Here is a 16,651-nt window from a genome sequence, read left to right on the forward strand (position 1 = left end):
ACGGATCACCCCCGCTTGCGCGGGGAATACCTTGACCCAAGACGGGGTGCCCGGTCCGAAGACGGATCACCCCCGCTTGCGCGGGGAATACGTTATATTATCAAATGCAAATGCTAATTATTTAGGATCACCCCCGCTTGCGCGGGGAATACTCTACCACTTTGCCGTCTCGGACGGGTATGCGAGGATCACCCCCGCTTGCGCGGGGAATACACTTAAAAACCTCCTGTTTATAGCCTTTTTTGTTCTCTGTCCTTTCCGATTTTTTTCAGTTTCTCTAACAAATAGTATGTCGAATAACAATCTCCTATGCTTCTATGTTTACTCTCATACTTTATATCAAAATAATTCAATAACGTACCAAGCTTATAGTTTTCTACATTTATTAATGTTCGTTTAGCGATGGCTAATGTATCGAAGCAAGTATTTAATATTATTGGTAATTTATGTTTTTCACTTGCGGTTTTCAGAAATTTTAAATCAAAATCAGCATTATGCAATACTAATGGCAATTCACCGATAAAACTTATCAAACATAAAATAGCCTCTCTTAATTCTACTCCTACCTTATTTATTTCCGAATTACTTATCCCCGTGAGTTCAACTATTGAATCCGGTATTTTGTGATTTAATTTGATTAGAAAATTAAGCTCGTCAATCACTACATTTTTGCAAACTTTGATTGCACCAATTTCAATGATTTCATCTTCAGTTAAAGACAATCCAGTAGTTTCCAAGTCAATTACAGCATAATCCTCAGGAATTTCTTTCAATGCTTGATTTCGTTTTGTCATTCTCTTTGCTTTGCGCATATTTCCCGCACTACTAAATCCTAACTTTGTCGCATCTTTCTTTTTCAAGCGCGCTGGGCTAGGCTTCAACATTAGTTTTAGACCATCAAAATCTATTGGTTCCCAATCACTGTTATGAACTCGAAAATCCATTCCTTGCTCGTTATTTGTGCTTAAAACCATTGTAGCACGTCCAGTTTTCGCGCTTTCTTTAATCCGTTTCCATAGTTCTTCTCGTACTCTTGAACTAACTTGCCCAACATAAATTCCAGTATTTATTTCAAACAACCACTTTGTCAAATCACCTCTTAGTGCCAATGGACAATCTACTATTGAGACAACTATCATTCTTCATCCTCCAAAATTGTACCGTATCCATCCTCCATCAGTTCCTGATCTTCATACTCGTCTTCTTTTCCGTATGAGATTGCATGCGGCACAGAACCTTTCTTATCATCCCAAAGGTTTAAAATGTCTACTCCCAGTTCATTATCCTCCGAATCATTTTCCAACAGCAATTCCCGCAAATCAGAAACCATATCTTTTAATAACCTTCCATCAAAAATCGCATCCCGGACTCTTCTTCGAGTAATTGAACTGATATCACTAGGATTTTCTGCTGCAACCTCGAAAGCTATAGGAATTGTTATTTCCGCTTTGTAAAGATCCGCAATATCGTACACAAACGATCGTTCATGGCCAGTGTGAATAAATCCTAATCCTGGTGAACATCCCATCGCTACAATCACGCTATGTGCTACACCATATAGACATGCATGCGCAGCAGATAAAGCCATATTAACTACATCGCTATTTTCAAAATTATGTGGATTATATTCTCGTCCATTCCAGACAACACCTGTTCGCTTTGATTCGTTGCGATATACTGCACGCACACGTGCTCCTTCCCTTCCACGCAGTTGTTGCATTGTTAACAATGAAACATCTTCATTAGGAAATCTTTTTTGATACATCTTTCTCGCAACTTCTATCCTTGAACGTACATTTGAAACCAACTCCGCTTGCCTTACTAATAAACGAGAGGAGCTTGTTAGTGGGCGTCCATGGGCATAATATCGAACACCTCTTTCCCCCACCCATACTACACTAGTTCCTGAGTCTCCTATAAGTTCAATAGCTCTATGAGATATCTTTGTGCCAGGTCCAAGTAGTAATATCCCTAGCGATGCAGAAGGTATGTTGACAGTCCCTCTAGCATCTGTTACCGTTATCGCTCCATCATTTCTATTTAAAACAGCTTTTTCAACATAAAGAAATGATATCCTATCCTTCATAGTAGGCAATGTTTGAATTTCTGGTTTTTCAATACCATTATAATTATTCATTTAATCACCTTCATATGGCGCTATGGTCAAAAGACCACAACCATAAGCCTTACCTCTACCTATTCCCGATATTATAGTATTCTTAAATCTTTCTATATTTTGGATTTTTAATACACCCTCAAAATCCGCAATACGCAAGGTAACTTCGTTTCCATTCTTTTTACGAAACTTTTTCCAATCTGTAAAGACAACGTCAAACGAATCATTATTAATTAAAAACCCATTTCGTTGAGAACGCTCGATTAACCAGTCCTTTTGTTGAGTAGCTGTTACATGTGCTACAACCTTTCCTCTTTTTTTTGTTTCAATTCTATTTTTTGTTTTGCTGTAAACAGGATTCGCCCTCAAACGGAATCTCCATAGTTGATTATTATCCAACCTATTAAATAAGTTATTTAACTCTTTTGCATCCCACAAATTATTCTCTAAACCAAATCCAAGCTGTTCATTAATCTGTTCAAAAATAGGTATCTTGCAGCTTTGAATTAATAGACAACACTGTCCATTTAATATATCTAATCGCCACAATGTACGTTCACTTTCATTTCGCACAAACCCAAGACTGGATTCAACAGCTCCATGCAAAATTTGTGGTGAACTCATAGCTCTGATAGTGTCTCTTTTATTAATATTTAAGATTATTCGGGACAGGTACACACTTCACTCCTCCTCAAAAGCAGATAATGGATCATGGTCAGTTATACCATATTTTTCTATATTTTCTCCATCATTTGACCGCTGAATATTTTGAACGTATTCAGTTATTTGGCGAAACCCATATTCTCGTCTGCTCTGATTGAATGAAATCGGCAAGTCTCTTTGAAACAAAACTTCATCGTCCTCAATATTTGAATCTATTAATATTCTTAAATTCAATTTGTTCTGATTTCTTTTTTTTCTCCACTCGCTCACCAACCAGGGTTCGTTGTTTAAAGCATCTTTTAGACTTACTTGCTCTTTAATACCTAATGATACTATGCCTTCGGGCGGACATGAACGTCTTCCCAAATACAGCGGAAAAGCGGGTTTGAGTAATGCTGTATCAATTTTTTCAAGCAAATTTATATTCCCCTCAAGTCCGACTAAAAAGATAGCATCTGACAAATAATATCTATTTGTCACATATGGTTTTTCTCCTTTAACCGTCTGATAATCTTTAAGCAATACCCCTTCTTGATCTACTCGAACCCCAAATTTAAGTTCTAACAAATCTTCTATAGTCTCACTCCTCCTTCTTCCCATCGCTGCAGCTATCATGCCTATAATTCCGCTTTTGCTTGGGGCTCTATCTGTTCCTCTTTTTTCAAATTTAGATTCAACCCCCCAAGATTGTAAAGGTCCAGCCAGGCGCATCAATAGAGTGCTCATTTTTACACCTCTAGGCTTCTTAATGACTCTGATAGTTCATATTCAACAGACATTAACAAGTCTTCAAACGATTGAGGCTTTGCGAGTTCAGCTAATGACTCACCAGTAACAAAAGTTTTTTGGGGGTTGCTTGCAAATGTTTTATACGAATCTAAAATGTGCTTGGCTAATACTTGTGAAGAAGCTATCATTAAACCGTTATCTCCTGCTGTCACTGGTTTTTCAAATGCACCAATATAATTAATTGGCTGATCTTTCCTCAATGATATCATCAATGAGTCAGGTAGTGTACGATTAGCGAAAGTGTTTTGTTTACCTGTAGGCATTGAATAGACAAATGCGTAAATAAACTGACGTATTGCATTTATAGAGCCCTCTCCAAGATATTTAAACAATTCATGAACTGCAACCGTGGAATATCGATACAATGTTGATGAGTTGAATTCTATAGTCCCTATATGACCTGCTCCAGCATTATCTTTATCAGATATATCATCAACAGCAGTAAAGTAGTCAAATTCGTTCGTAACCTTGTGGGTAGATATGCTATGCGCTACTTGAGCACAAGCATCTGTATTAAGAAGTGGAACATCTGCTACCATACGACCAAACAATGCTATGTCAACTCCAGGTAATTCTTTCAAAGCGCCCTTTAATTTTTCCTTATCCTTTTTTGATGGTTTTTCACCTGCCACCTCAGGATTTTCCATTGCTAATTTAGCTATAGATTTGGCCTGCGCCATGCTTATGAAGAACAATGAATCAGTTCCCTTGTCAACAGACTTTATTTTCAACCCCGCATTGATTAAAAGTTGGGTCGCCAATTTTTCTGAATCTCCTTCATAACCTAGATCAGCTATTTGTTTTGCCACCAACTCTACAATTTTTTTTGTTCGAAACCCTAAATCATCAGAGTCGAACAAATTTTTGAACATCAAACGCATAGATCTTTTCCAGCTTTGAGAAGAAACCCTCGCTCGTGTAACTCCACCATAAATCGCAGTTTTGGGACTTCCGGTATCATCTCTGTTGATACAACTTGGGGGGACCGTCTGTAAAATATGCATATCCAAATACAACCTGTTGCTTTTCATCGATTCATCTCTCCTTATTTTTCATTATTTTATTTAAATTCACCTTCTATCTGCATTCTATATAAGTCTTGACCCCATTGCAGACGCACACCATCCCTAAAATCGGGGATTTGAAATAAGTAAATGTCTCTAGCCAATCTTGCGTAGTCCAATGGAATGTCTTTATTTTTCATGAGTTGAACCAAACTTCTTAACTGCCAAATAAATCTTTCCCGAGTATCTGAAGACGCTACTATATGAAATCTTCTCATCACTGAGACTTCGTTGTTTTTATCCTTATCAATAAGTTGTTTAACAGCCAAGCCCAAAGTCTTATCAGTCTTATGCATACATTGATTCTTAATATCCTTACCTTGTTGGTGCAATGCATAAAGACATAAAGCGGTGTGTACTGACCACTCCCCAATGGATGGTTCTTCGCTGATGCTGCTTAATGATACTGGCAATCCATTTAATGTTACATCCCACAACTCAGGTTGGCTTCCTGGTATTTTCCCAATTCCTCGACGAAGTTTGGCAAGTGTAGCTTTAGTCAGAGAATCGTTGTTGTTTGCTTTCAAATAGTTTATCTTTTGTCTTACAAATTCACTCGCTTTCTTGGCTTCACCATACATTAATATTTATCTCCTTTCAATTTCAAAACCTCTTGGCTTGCTGTATTGTATAGAAAACGATTAAACGCCTTTGGTGCTGCATATCTATTTTCTTTTCCATTTTCAATAACAATACGGCCAATAAAAGCTTTAACTCCAGCTTGTTCAACCAACTCATTTCCCAGTCTACGTATTATTCTTCTTTCTTCTTCCCACCATTCATTACAAACATCGTTCATTTCATCATTAATCGGATCTATTTTGCTTAACCATTTACGAAATGGCAAATCCAAACGATAATAACCTTGCTGTTTTGCAAAATCCCTACAATTTCTTACGTTGATATCCCCTTTTGCTTTAGCAACATTTTGAGCAAGTATTCCAACCTGCTGAACAAGCCTGTCTGTAATTTCAATTTCGTCTACAATACGGCTTAACCATTCATTTCCTAGATACGTCAATAAATCAGAGCTAAACGCAATCATATCACTTGACAAATCTTCTACAAAAAAATCTTTGTCAGCATATTTTAACGATACCGTTTGAAATCGAAACAGTGATAATGGAATTATATTTTCCGCTTTTAAACGTGCTATCCAACTGACAACTCCTGGACGTTGTTTCCCTTGTCTTTGGACTGCTATAGTAGAAAAATCCCTCCAAATCTGACGTGCTGGATCATGTCGTTTCGGCTGATATACAGGTGAGTCTGATTCTTTTTTAGCTGTATTTTTCCAAACTGTCATTTGTTCTGCAAAAGCGTTCTCTTTTTGGAAAAATTCTCCTCCAAGCAACGAGAAACCAATTATTTTTTCATCAAGACGCTTTAGTAGCAAGCGCCTAGATTGTATTGTTAACAATTCGGAGGGGTTGTCAGGTATCGATATTTCAACTCTTTCACCTGTTCTCACTGGATTTTCCCATATAGGCGATTCTTTCCCCCACAATTCATTTAATCCATCCTTTAAAAATATCATGTTCAGAAGTAGTGTCTCAAACAAATTATCACCTACAGCAATTATCAATCCTAGTTTCCCTAGCCATCCAGCACCAGGGCTAGGCAATCCTTTCTCTTTAGGTTTAGCAGAAGTATCATCAAAGGAATTTATGTACAAAAGCCATCGCGCTGCTTCTGGATAACTTAGCGCTGTTTTTTCATCACCTGACCTTTGTGGAAATAAACGCAATTTATTGTTGCTCTCTGATAAGATTCCATTTAGTTTTGCAGCAGTGTATTCCGTGGCATTTTCTAAATTTGGCACTTGATAAAAAGGTGCTTCTGGATGAAACAACCAAAAACGATCGCTATACATATTTAGATATTCATTAATAATTGGCACATCTAAAGTTCTTTTATCCCATAAACTCTTCCATCTCCACAGTGCTTCACTTGGGGATTTTATTGGTTCAAACTTGCCACTTAAATCGTATCTACTAAAAACTGCATGTAGTATAGCTAATAACAATCGTAGGACTGCGATATCTTGACTATCCATTTCACCAGCCAATCTTTTCCATTCATGAGCACGCTCGAAAACCGTCACAAGAGACACTTCTTCCTTCTGACCATTATGTTTTATAACGGCAATCCACGGTTCATTCAATAAATTAAATTCTTTTTCCTTCATTCAACCGCTCCTCCTTCTCGTAGTACAATCCATAAGTTTGACTGTAAAACAGAAAATACTCTCCTATTTTAGCTACCAATCTACTATCTAGCACTAAAAACAATTCCCCTGAGAGCCATGGTGAATATAACCACTCTAGAAACTCATTTTGAGCCAATAACTCAAGTTCTTCAATGGTTTTATCAATATTCCATGGTGCACACAATACAGATGGTAATCTAATTCTGCAACGTGCCAATACTTGAGCTGAATACTTATCTAAAACTTCATACTTCGGTAATTCACGACCATTTTCAATCCATGGTAAATATCGAATCCTACCTGAGCTGTCTTTTTGAACAACCAACACCTCAATAGATTCATCTCCATCACGGACCGCAGCTTCACCACTTTTTTCGCCTACATAGGTTTGAAGCCAACTTTTCATATCTCCGTCAACCCAGGGTCTATCTATTCTATAAGAGTTCGCACGTTGAATTTTATCTTGTATTCGTTTTTTGTAATCTGAAAACGCCTTTGTATAATTAGATTTTTCTAAAAAACTTCCCTCTTTTGCATATGTTTTTTGTACCAACTGAGAAATATCATCCGGTAATAATATTTTTGAAGGAATGCAATCACGTGTACGCAAGAGCAAATATTCACCATATACTTTTTCTGTACCTTCTTCAAATTTTCCATCTATAATACCAGTTAAAAAACACCGAGCAACTTTTAACTTTTCGGGTCTCTCTCTCGAGTGCCTGTGCAATCTACCAATACGTTGTAAAATCAAATCCATCGGTGAAATATCAGTAATCAAGACATCAAAATCAATGTCAAGAGACTGTTCAAGCACCTGTGTCCCGACGATAATTCTTTTATAAGGTCGTACTTTTTCTTTGCTTGGTTTCCCAAGTTCTGATATAATAAGTCTCTCCTTCTCCGCACGATCAGGCGCTAAAAACCTAGAATGATAAAGCTTCACAATATTATCGTCGAACTTTTCACTCAGCAATTTTGCAATTTTTTGCGCTCTACTAACTGTGTTTACAATTATACCTGCACAACCTCCATCCGATATCAGGTCGTTCAGCTTTTTAAAAAGATCATTGTCTGACAGATAGTCCACTTGAACGGTTTTTGATTTTTGGTCTATGCCAACATCTATTTGGGAAACATTATTTCCTTCTGTGTATGTTATAATTGGGTAATTAAAACTTGTACTCCACTCAGGCAAACTACTATCCTTAATATTACCTCTATTTAATGGATCTGACTGATTTTTTTTATAGGAGGCCTTATTTAAGTATGCATCGATAACTTCTCTTCGCTTATCTGTAGTTAGCGTAGCAGATAGAACAATTACAGGGACTCTATATGCTCCCAACCAGTTCAAAGCTCTTGATAGATACTGACACATGTACGCATCATAGGCATGACACTCATCAATTATTACAACTTTATTTGCTAAACCCAGATGCCTCAACATCACATGCTTTTGCTTCAAGGCTGCCAGGAGTAGCTGATCGATAGTACCTACAGCAAAGTCGTCAAGCATATTTTTTTTTCGTCCTTCATACCATTCATGAACAAACACACTGCTGCTATCGTTCTCATTTTCTCTAATCTTTTGATATAATTCGTTAAATTCAGCTTTACCATGCATTAAACGAAGTGACTGAAAGTCATCACAATCAAGTTTTTCTACCCATTTTAATATCCGAGGAAAAATCCCATCTGAAGTTGATTGAGTTGGAAGCGCAAAAAAAACTCCTTTTCTTTTACTTTTTGATGCAAATATCTCTGCAGCAACAAGTGCTGCTTCTGTTTTCCCTACACCCATTGGAGCTTCTATTATCATGATCCCAGGAGATTCTATCTTCTTTGATTCGTTTAAAACAGTTGCTTGAAGTTCATTAGGCATAAAATCAAAACGTTGTTGAAAAAAGTCTGTTTGAATCCATTTGCTACCAACTCTCCATGGATCAGTTAACAACAATGTATCCCAAGCATATTCAATTCTTGAGCGAGCATTATAATCATCCAACTCATCAATTCTTATTAGTGGAAAATATTTTTCATTGCTAACAATCCAATCTACCATTATAATCAACCCACTTAGCAATACTTGCGCTGACATTTGAGGACTTGGTAGTTCTTTTATTGATGAAAACCCTGCTAATTCAAGTGAATATTCAATCAATTCTTGTTGAACGTTAGTCCATTGTCTATAACCTTCTTTTCCTAAATGGAAGTTTTCAGCATATATTCCAACTCCACTATTTATTAATATCTCGTTTTCAGGTGGTTTACCGTGATGAGAGCCTGCTACGGACGATATGCTTGTGTTACAACCAAATTGCTCTAATAATTTATATGTTGCTAATGCATGTGGTGTTTTTATTGCTCTTTTAAAATATGCTGAGGGTTTTATAGGTAGCCCTGAATCATATATTTGATTGAAAATAAATGATTCTAATTCACTATGCAGCAAATTAGATTTCGCTTGAAAAACAGGAGTCGCTTTTCCTAAATCATGAACCGCCGATAAAAAAACAAAAAGCTTTTCTGCCTCAGATTTATCTGCAATACCATCATTTATAACTTCTATTACACCCTCTGGAATCCATAGATTCCATATTTTTTTTGCCATCATGGCTGCATCTTTCATATGATATACTAATGGAAGCCACATCAATTCTTGATCTTTACTTTTTTTTGCCCACAAGCTTCTAGCCATCTCAGATATCAAGTTCCCCCCCCTTGAAGTCAAACTTAACTTTTGTATCATCGCACTTATTTATATTATATAAGTGTATTTTACCATATTTAATAGCTAAATCTCTATTTTTGGAAAATAAATTTCTAATTTAAGTTTCTGTTGTTAATTTTCATCAACGTCCAGAAAAGTTGTGACTAAACTCCTGATTGTGGTGATATGCTTTCCTCGTAGTAGCCCTCGATATGTTAAGATGGTTGTCATGAGCTTTGAAAAAGACTCGACAGGGACACTTCTCAAATCTAATGTCAGTTTTGACGGTTGGTTGGGAAGTGTCCCTTTTTACCCTTACCCTTATTTGCACTTCACTTTCTTTTAAAAGGGTCCCCATTAGTTCTTCAAAGAATATCTTATCCCTGTACTCGTTGAAAATCTTATCTTTATTTATTCCTCTCATCATACTTGTGGGGCTAGCTTTTCTAACTAATCTTGGCATCTTATTCACCTCAAGTGGAAATCAACATATTAAAATTTAGAAAGCAACAGGAACCGTCCCTGTTGCTTTCTCTCTTATTCTGCTTTACTGGCTAGTTCCAATAATTTTGCCGGCATCCGATTTCTAAGCTCCCAAATAATATTAATTGGAGCTGATCCTTCATGCCGTACATAATCGGCAAATCCTAAACAAGTATATAAGCATGTATAGTCCTTTTGCTTCTTATAACTTCTAGCAAACATCAAGACTTTTCGCCCACTTTTCTTCTGAGAAATATAACGCTGACCAGTAGTCGATTCAACCGTAGTTCTACTTTGGCTTTGCCAGTGAAATAATTTTTCATTAATAGCATAGTCATCATATAAAGTAGTTTCACTATAGTCAGACTCACTCTTGTTTAAAGTTACAAATAATACATCCATTTCTTTTTCGTTAATGTAGAGAACGCCTTCTCTTAATGGATACAGTCTTTCATAATTGTGTTTTTCAAGAGCTGAGAGGACCATATTTATTGTATAAACACCGTGAAGCTCAAGTGCTCCATTAAGCTCGGCTATGGGCGTCGTTACTTGATCTTGATGATCATAAGTGAATTGTATAACCGACATAAGCTCATCAAAATAACACTGTTTCCCAAACAGCATGTCTAAAACTTCATTAAATTCCTTTCCAAGCATATTTATACCTTCGTTCATAAATGTGTAATAGAGCATATCCAAATATAAACTGGACAAATGAGACGTTCTGATAGTACTTAAATCAAATCTCTCCGCATAAATATCGGGCAGGTTATCCAATAACCATTTCAACCAATGCACAGCCTTGACTTGAGAAAGCCTCGCATAACCGTTGCTTAGCATTTTATCATGTTCCCTGCTTGAACCGGGCATATTGGAAAGTCCAGATAGTGTAGCTTTTTTCGAATCGATTCTATACAACTCAAGTGGACTGACGTTCCAGTGAATGAAAAAATCCAAGAAATTATTTTTGGAATCTTTCCCCTGCCAGTCTCTTATCTTGCGAAGTACCTGCCTTTTGTTGTTGACCGCATTTGAAATATGATTCAAAACTGTTTTTTGTGCAACCTTCTCCAGATATATAGCGCATCCTTTGGGCACATGGACAAATCCTGATTTAATTTCTTGACTGACAGATCCTTTTGTCTGTTTCATTAAAGCTCTAAAGCGTTCTTCAAAATTATACTCAGCCCTTTGTTGCCCTACAAAATCAATTACTGTGAGAGCTTCTTTGTCTTCTGATAATCGAAGTCCCCTTCCTAATTGTTGTAAAAAAACTGTAAGGCTTTCCGTCGGTCTTAAAAACAAAACGGTATTCACTTCCGGTATGTCTACTCCTTCATTGTATAGGTCTACTACAAACACAAAGTGAATCTCTTTGGATACAAGTCTCTGTTTTGTGCTTTCTCTTATTTTCAAATCGGAATCTGATGTTAAAAAATCTGAAGGAATCCCTGAATCATTAAAAAAGTTAGCCATAAACTCAGCATGTTTTTTTGTGACACAAAATCCGATACCTATAATTTCTGCCCAATCTAAGGCGTAATTTCCTATTGCCATTTTTATTTGTTCTGCGCGGATTTTGGCACTTCGTTCGCTTAAGACTATTAGGTTTTCTAAATCCTCCATATTATACTTTCCTGCTTGCCATCTCACATGTCGAAAGTCTATGCTGTCAGTTACACCAAAATAATGAAATGGACTTAATAGTTTTCTTTCGATAGCTTCGGTCAACCTCAGCTGAATTGCATCCGGACTATCAAAGTAGTCAAAGATACTCTGACCATCTGTTCTCTCAGGTGTTGCAGTCAAACCCAAGAGTATCTTAGGCTTAAAGTGCCTCAGCAGATCTTGGTAGGATGGTGCTGCCGCATGGTGAAATTCATCTACTATGATAAAGTCATAATAATCCTCTGGTAATGTTTCAATAAACTTTGTCGAATTAACAGACTGGATTGATACAAAAACGTGCTCTATGCTTTCAGGTCTTATTCCATCAACCAGTAAACCGCCAAAATTAGGCTGCTTTAATATATTTCTGAAGCACTGCAAGCTCTGAGATAATATTTCTTTTCTGTGGGCTACAAATAGCAACCTGGCTCTTTGATTTTCTTTATTAAAACGTTTGTAATCAAATGCTGAAATCACGGTTTTGCCTGTACCAGTGGCAGAAATTACTAGGTTTCTGAAATTGCCGTGCACCTGTCGCTCGGCTTCTAGCTTATCTAGAATTTCCTGTTGGTAATGATGTGGTGATATATCAAAATAGTGAACATCCATTGCAGAATTACCATTTGATTCGATTCCTTTTCCCTTTAACAGTGCGGTTTTTAGTCTGTTTTCGTCTGTTTCGCGGTTAAAGATCATAAATTCAGGGCTATTCCAATACGTCTCAAATGTTGCCTCAATTTTTTGCATAGCAGGTTTAGAGTCATATTCTGAAAGTTTTACGTTCCACTCTAGACCACTAGTCATGGCACTTTCAGATAAATTTGATGATCCAATATATGCCGTGCTAAATCCTGTATTTCTCCAAAAAACATATGTTTTTGCATGAAGTCGAGTTCTTTCAGTATCGTAAGAGATCTTTATTTCAGTATTGCAAAGCTTAGACAACCAATCAACCGCTTTATAGTCTGTAGCTCCTATATATGAAGTTGTTATCACCCTTAGTTTTCCACCTTGTTCCGTAAATTCCTTAAGTTCATCCATAACCAATCTCAACCCTGTCCACTTTACAAAAGATATCAACCAGTCAATGCGCTCGCAACTAACTATTTCCTTGCGGATTTCTGATTCCATTCTTGGTTCATGAGCAGCACCTGTAAATAAACTCTGAGTTGCCACACTTGTGGAAGGTCTTACTAACTCCATTTTTGATTTATTAACTAGATGCTCAGCTTTCCTTTCAGCAATAGCCAAAAGCATCTCACCCTCTTTTTGGATCCAATAATTATCTAGCCGCTTAATTAAATCCACATCAGGACTTTTCTGTTGAGACAAAAAATTCGCCATATAACGAATCAACTCATTAGCCAAGCTTAACCTGTCTTCAATTTTATGGTTTTTGTGATCAAGAGCTGTAAATACTTCTCTAAGAATTTTTGCCAAGTAATTAGCTAGCATATCCTGGGATGTTACCGCATTTATATAGCTTTTATCGATATAAAATTTAGGATTATGAGCTAGTTTTTCCAGCTCTTGATGGATATATCCATTTATAACTTGCTCATAGATTCCTATGGGTAGATTTGTTTTCAATGCAATTCACCTGCTTTATGCGTCATCTTGTTCTCAAAATGCGTTTTTTCAACTTTATCCTTATTATCCCATCTTCAGTCTCTAATTACAACACGTTATTTACATCATTAAACTTTTTCTTGAATCTATACGATAAATATGTAATTACCTTTAAAGTAACATCCGTTCTTCATAGCCTCCTAAAATTCAATAAAAAAAGTGTCTTAGAGGTGGCATGAAAATTCCTAACCTCTAAAACACCTTAAAACTCTTAATCCTTGATTTGCCTACGTTTTCATTACTCCCACTCGATAGTGCTTGGCGGCTTGCTCGTTACGTCATAAACTATACGGTTAACGTGGCTTACCTCGTTAACTATCCTGGTAGAAATTCTCTCCAATACGTCATGTGGAATTCTTGCCCAGTCGCTGGTCATTCCGTCGGTGCTTGTTACAGCCCTTAGTCCGATGGTGTAGTCGTAGGTTCTCTCATCGCCCATGACCCCAACGCTTCTATTGCCGGGAAGCACTGCAAAGTACTGCCAGATCTCTTGATCTAGGCCTGATTTTTTGATCTCGTCTCTAAATACGAAGTCTGCTTCCTTTAAGATATCGAGCTTTTCCTGGGTTATCTCTCCCATTATCCTTATTGCAAGGCCCGGTCCCGGGAAAGGCTGTCTCCATACAAGGTCTTTAGGTATGCCTATCTCTTCTCCTACGGCTCTAACTTCGTCTTTAAACAGGTCTCTAAGAGGCTCTATAAGCTCAAAGCCAAGGTCTTCAGGCAGTCCTCCAACGTTGTGGTGGCTTTTTATTACAGCCGCGTCTTTAGTTCCGCTTTCTATTACATCGGGATAAATTGTTCCCTGGAGAAGATAGTCTATTCCTTCAAGCTTCTGGGCTTCCTCTTCAAATACCCTGATGAACTCTTCTCCGATAATCTTTCTCTTCGTCTCAGGATCTGATACACCTTTAAGCTTATTTAAAAATCTTTCCTGGGCATTTACCCTGATGAAGTTCATGTGGAAACGCTCTTTAAATATCTTTTCCACCTGGTCTCCTTCGTCTTTTCTGAGAAGACCGTGGTCTACAAAGATGCAGTGAAGATTGTCCCCTATGGCTTTGTGTACGAGTACGGATGCAACGGAAGAGTCTACCCCGCCGCTTAACGCGCACAGTACTTTTTTGTCTCCAACAAGTTCCTTAACCTTTTGAATCTCTTCCTGGGCGAAGTTTGCCATTGTCCACTCACCGGAGCAGCCGCAGATGTCATATAAGAAGTTAGATAAAATCTGTCTTCCAAATTGGGTATGCTCTACTTCCGGGTGGAACTGAACTGCATATAGACGCTTTTCTTCGTTTTCCATAGCCGCTACAGGACAGGTTTCCGTCTTTGCAGTAACTGCAAAGCCCTGTGGGACATCCTTAATGTAGTCTGTGTGGCTCATCCAGCAGATGGAGCTTTCCCCAACACCCTTAAGAATCTTGCTTTCTTTAAGGATATGAAGCTCTTTTTTCCCGTATTCTCTGATATCCGGTCTTGCTACGAATCCGCCAAGTATGTTTGCCATAAGCTGAGCTCCATAGCATATGCCAAGCACGGGTATTCCCAATTCAAATATCTCTTTGTCGCAAGCAGGAGCCTTGTCAGCATATACGCTTGAAGGACCCCCTGTAAATATTATGCCCTTGGGGTTTTTCTTTTTTATCTTTTCAATGGATGTGTCGTAAGGCAGGATCTCGCAGAAAACCTTCTCTTCTCTGACCCTTCTTGCAATCAATTGATTGTATTGCCCTCCGAAATCCAGCACTATTACCAGTTCGTGATTTTCCATTTTTCCTCCCGCATCAATAATTGGCGCTGCTGTAGTTAGAAGGCTCTTTTACTATGGAGACATCGTGAGGATGGCTTTCCTTCAAACCTGCGCTTGTTATTTTTATAAACTCTGTATTTTCCTTAAGCTCATTGATGTTTTTGACTCCGCAGTATCCCATGCCGGCTCTTAATCCGCCGATCATCTGGAATATGCTGTCCGCCAAAGGCCCTTTGTAAGGCACTTTGCCCTCCACGCCTTCAGGAACCAGCTTTCTTTGGCCTTCCTGGAAGTACCTGTCCGAGCTGCCTTGCTTCATGGCAGCCTCCGAGCCCATGCCTCTGTACGCTTTAAAGCTTCTTCCCTGGTAGATCATCATCTCTCCGGGGCTTTCCTCGGTTCCGGCAAAAAGTCCGCCTATCATCACACAGTCGGCTCCTGCGGCTATGGCTTTTACCACATCCCCTGAGAACTTGATTCCTCCGTCTGCAATAACCGGCACTCCGTATTCCTTAGCAACTTCGGCACAGTCCATAATAGCTGTAATCTGGGGAACTCCGATACCTGCTATTACTCTCGTGGTGCATATAGATCCCGGTCCGATGCCCACTTTTATTGCGTCGACTCCCGCTTCTATCAAGTCTCTTGCTGCAGAAGCGGTTGCGATGTTTCCTGCGATAAGCTGGGTATCCGGGAATTTGGTTTTAATCGTTCTTACCATCTCCACCACGCCCACTGAGTGTCCGTGAGCAGTATCCAGCACGATGACGTCTGCATTTGCCTCTATAAGGGCCTTTGCTCTTTCAAGGCTATCCTTGCTGACTCCTACCGCTGCACCTACAATCAGCCTGCCGTTGCTGTCCTTTGCAGAGTTAGGATACTTGATTGCCTTTTCGATGTCCTTAATTGTTATCAAGCCTTTTAAGTAGAAGTTGTCATCTACTATAGGAAGCTTCTCGATTTTATGACGCTTCAAGATTTTTTCAGCTTCCTCAAGGGTAGTTCCCTCAGGGGCTACAACAAGGTCTTCTTTTGTCATTGCGTCTTTTATTTTCTTTAAAGGGTCATTTTCAAATCTAAGGTCCCTGTTGGTTATGATTCCAACAAGCTTACCTTCTTCTGTTATAGGCACGCCGGAAATATGGTATCTTTCCATTAGCTCAAGAGCGTCTCCTATTATATGTTCCGGACTTAAAAAGAAAGGATCTACGATTACGCCGTGTTCGCTTCTTTTAACCTTGTCAACTTCCATTGCCTGGTCTTTGATATCCATGTTCTTGTGGATTATTCCAATTCCACCCTGTCTTGCAATTGCTATTGCAAGCTTAGCTTCAGTAACAGTATCCATGCCTGCACTGGCTATTGGAATGTTAAGCTTGATTTTTTTTGTCAAAACTGTGCCTATTTCCACCTGATGAGGCAGAATTTCGGATTTTGAAGGCACTAAAAGCACGTCGTCGAAGGTCAACCCTTCTCTAATCATTTTACTCATTTTTTCCCTCCTATTTTAATTAAATGTGCGTACGCACGTTATGCAGCGTTTTGAAAAGCAATGCTTGCTTTT

12 protein-coding genes are annotated in these 16,651 nt (G+C 38.3%); all 12 read right to left on the minus strand.

The genetic code is table 11. From position 1 onward, the window contains the following. Positions 1–230: 230 nt before the first annotated feature. The 12 genes from cas2e to guaB all read right to left on the minus strand — a co-directional run bounded on the left by cas2e (position 231) and on the right by guaB (position 16,579). Positions 231–1,139, minus strand: a complete 909-nt coding sequence (cas2e, locus tag BUB93_RS04575) for a type I-E CRISPR-associated endoribonuclease Cas2e (RefSeq protein WP_073269909.1) — start codon at positions 1,137–1,139, stop codon at positions 231–233. Further along, the gene (cas1e, locus tag BUB93_RS04580) at positions 1,136–2,137 is read right to left on the minus strand and encodes a type I-E CRISPR-associated endonuclease Cas1e (RefSeq protein ID WP_073269910.1); all 1,002 of its coding nucleotides are present in this window, start codon (positions 2,135–2,137) and stop codon (positions 1,136–1,138) included. The genes cas2e and cas1e overlap by 4 nt, the downstream gene beginning before the upstream one ends. Next, on the minus strand, positions 2,138–2,794 hold the full coding sequence (gene cas6e, locus BUB93_RS04585; protein WP_073269911.1) for a type I-E CRISPR-associated protein Cas6/Cse3/CasE: 657 nt from the start codon (positions 2,792–2,794) through the stop codon (positions 2,138–2,140). 3 nt (positions 2,795–2,797) lie between these two features. Next, entirely contained in the window at positions 2,798–3,490 is a 693-nt protein-coding gene (gene cas5e, locus BUB93_RS04590) for a type I-E CRISPR-associated protein Cas5/CasD (RefSeq protein WP_159432064.1), read from the minus strand. Between the two features lie 17 nt (positions 3,491–3,507). Continuing rightward, on the minus strand, positions 3,508–4,599 hold the full coding sequence (cas7e, locus tag BUB93_RS04595) for a type I-E CRISPR-associated protein Cas7/Cse4/CasC (RefSeq protein ID WP_073269913.1): 1,092 nt from the start codon (positions 4,597–4,599) through the stop codon (positions 3,508–3,510). Between the two features lie 29 nt (positions 4,600–4,628). Then, positions 4,629–5,213, minus strand: coding sequence for a type I-E CRISPR-associated protein Cse2/CasB (gene casB / locus BUB93_RS04600; RefSeq protein ID WP_073269914.1), 585 nt, complete (start codon positions 5,211–5,213; stop codon positions 4,629–4,631). Further along, a complete protein-coding gene (gene casA / locus BUB93_RS04605) occupies positions 5,213–6,820 on the minus strand; it encodes a type I-E CRISPR-associated protein Cse1/CasA (protein WP_073269915.1) in 1,608 nt (535 codons plus the stop codon). Before casA ends, casB begins: the two co-directional genes overlap by 1 nt. Next, complete coding sequence (gene cas3, locus BUB93_RS04610) at positions 6,801–9,554, minus strand: CRISPR-associated helicase Cas3' (protein WP_159432065.1); 2,754 nt, start codon at positions 9,552–9,554, stop codon at positions 6,801–6,803. The genes casA and cas3 overlap by 20 nt, the downstream gene beginning before the upstream one ends. A gap of 142 nt (positions 9,555–9,696) precedes the next feature. Beyond that, the gene (locus BUB93_RS04615) at positions 9,697–10,017 is read right to left on the minus strand and encodes a hypothetical protein (RefSeq protein ID WP_073269916.1); all 321 of its coding nucleotides are present in this window, start codon (positions 10,015–10,017) and stop codon (positions 9,697–9,699) included. A 74-nt stretch (positions 10,018–10,091) separates the two neighbouring features. Then, the gene (locus BUB93_RS04620; RefSeq protein WP_073269917.1) at positions 10,092–13,295 is read right to left on the minus strand and encodes a DEAD/DEAH box helicase; all 3,204 of its coding nucleotides are present in this window, start codon (positions 13,293–13,295) and stop codon (positions 10,092–10,094) included. Between the two features lie 277 nt (positions 13,296–13,572). Next, a complete protein-coding gene (gene guaA / locus BUB93_RS04625; RefSeq protein WP_073269918.1) occupies positions 13,573–15,108 on the minus strand; it encodes a glutamine-hydrolyzing GMP synthase in 1,536 nt (511 codons plus the stop codon). Positions 15,109–15,121: 13 nt separating this feature from the next. Continuing rightward, a complete protein-coding gene (gene guaB, locus BUB93_RS04630; protein WP_073269919.1) occupies positions 15,122–16,579 on the minus strand; it encodes an IMP dehydrogenase in 1,458 nt (485 codons plus the stop codon). Positions 16,580–16,651 lie beyond the last annotated feature (72 nt).

This window comes from Alkalibacter saccharofermentans DSM 14828 (assembly GCF_900128885.1).
In the GTDB taxonomy this organism is placed as follows: Bacteria; Bacillota; Clostridia; order Eubacteriales; family Alkalibacteraceae; genus Alkalibacter; species Alkalibacter saccharofermentans.

Bases quoted from the DNA above. Each gene is read 5' to 3' on its own strand.
- cas2e (WP_073269909.1), bottom strand. From the start codon at position 1,139: ATGATAGTTGTCTCAATAGTAGATTGTCCATTGGCACTAAGAGGTGAT.
- cas1e (WP_073269910.1), bottom strand. From the start codon at position 2,137: ATGAATAATTATAATGGTATTGAAAAACCAGAAATTCAAACATTGCCT.
- cas5e (WP_159432064.1), bottom strand. From the start codon at position 3,490: ATGCGCCTGGCTGGACCTTTACAATCTTGGGGGGTTGAATCTAAATTT.
- cas7e (WP_073269913.1), bottom strand. From the start codon at position 4,599: ATGAAAAGCAACAGGTTGTATTTGGATATGCATATTTTACAGACGGTC.
- casB (WP_073269914.1), bottom strand. From the start codon at position 5,213: ATGTATGGTGAAGCCAAGAAAGCGAGTGAATTTGTAAGACAAAAGATA.
- casA (WP_073269915.1), bottom strand. From the start codon at position 6,820: ATGAAGGAAAAAGAATTTAATTTATTGAATGAACCGTGGATTGCCGTT.
- BUB93_RS04615 (WP_073269916.1), bottom strand. From the start codon at position 10,017: ATGCCAAGATTAGTTAGAAAAGCTAGCCCCACAAGTATGATGAGAGGA.
- guaA (WP_073269918.1), bottom strand. From the start codon at position 15,108: ATGGAAAATCACGAACTGGTAATAGTGCTGGATTTCGGAGGGCAATAC.
- guaB (WP_073269919.1), bottom strand. From the start codon at position 16,579: ATGAGTAAAATGATTAGAGAAGGGTTGACCTTCGACGACGTGCTTTTA.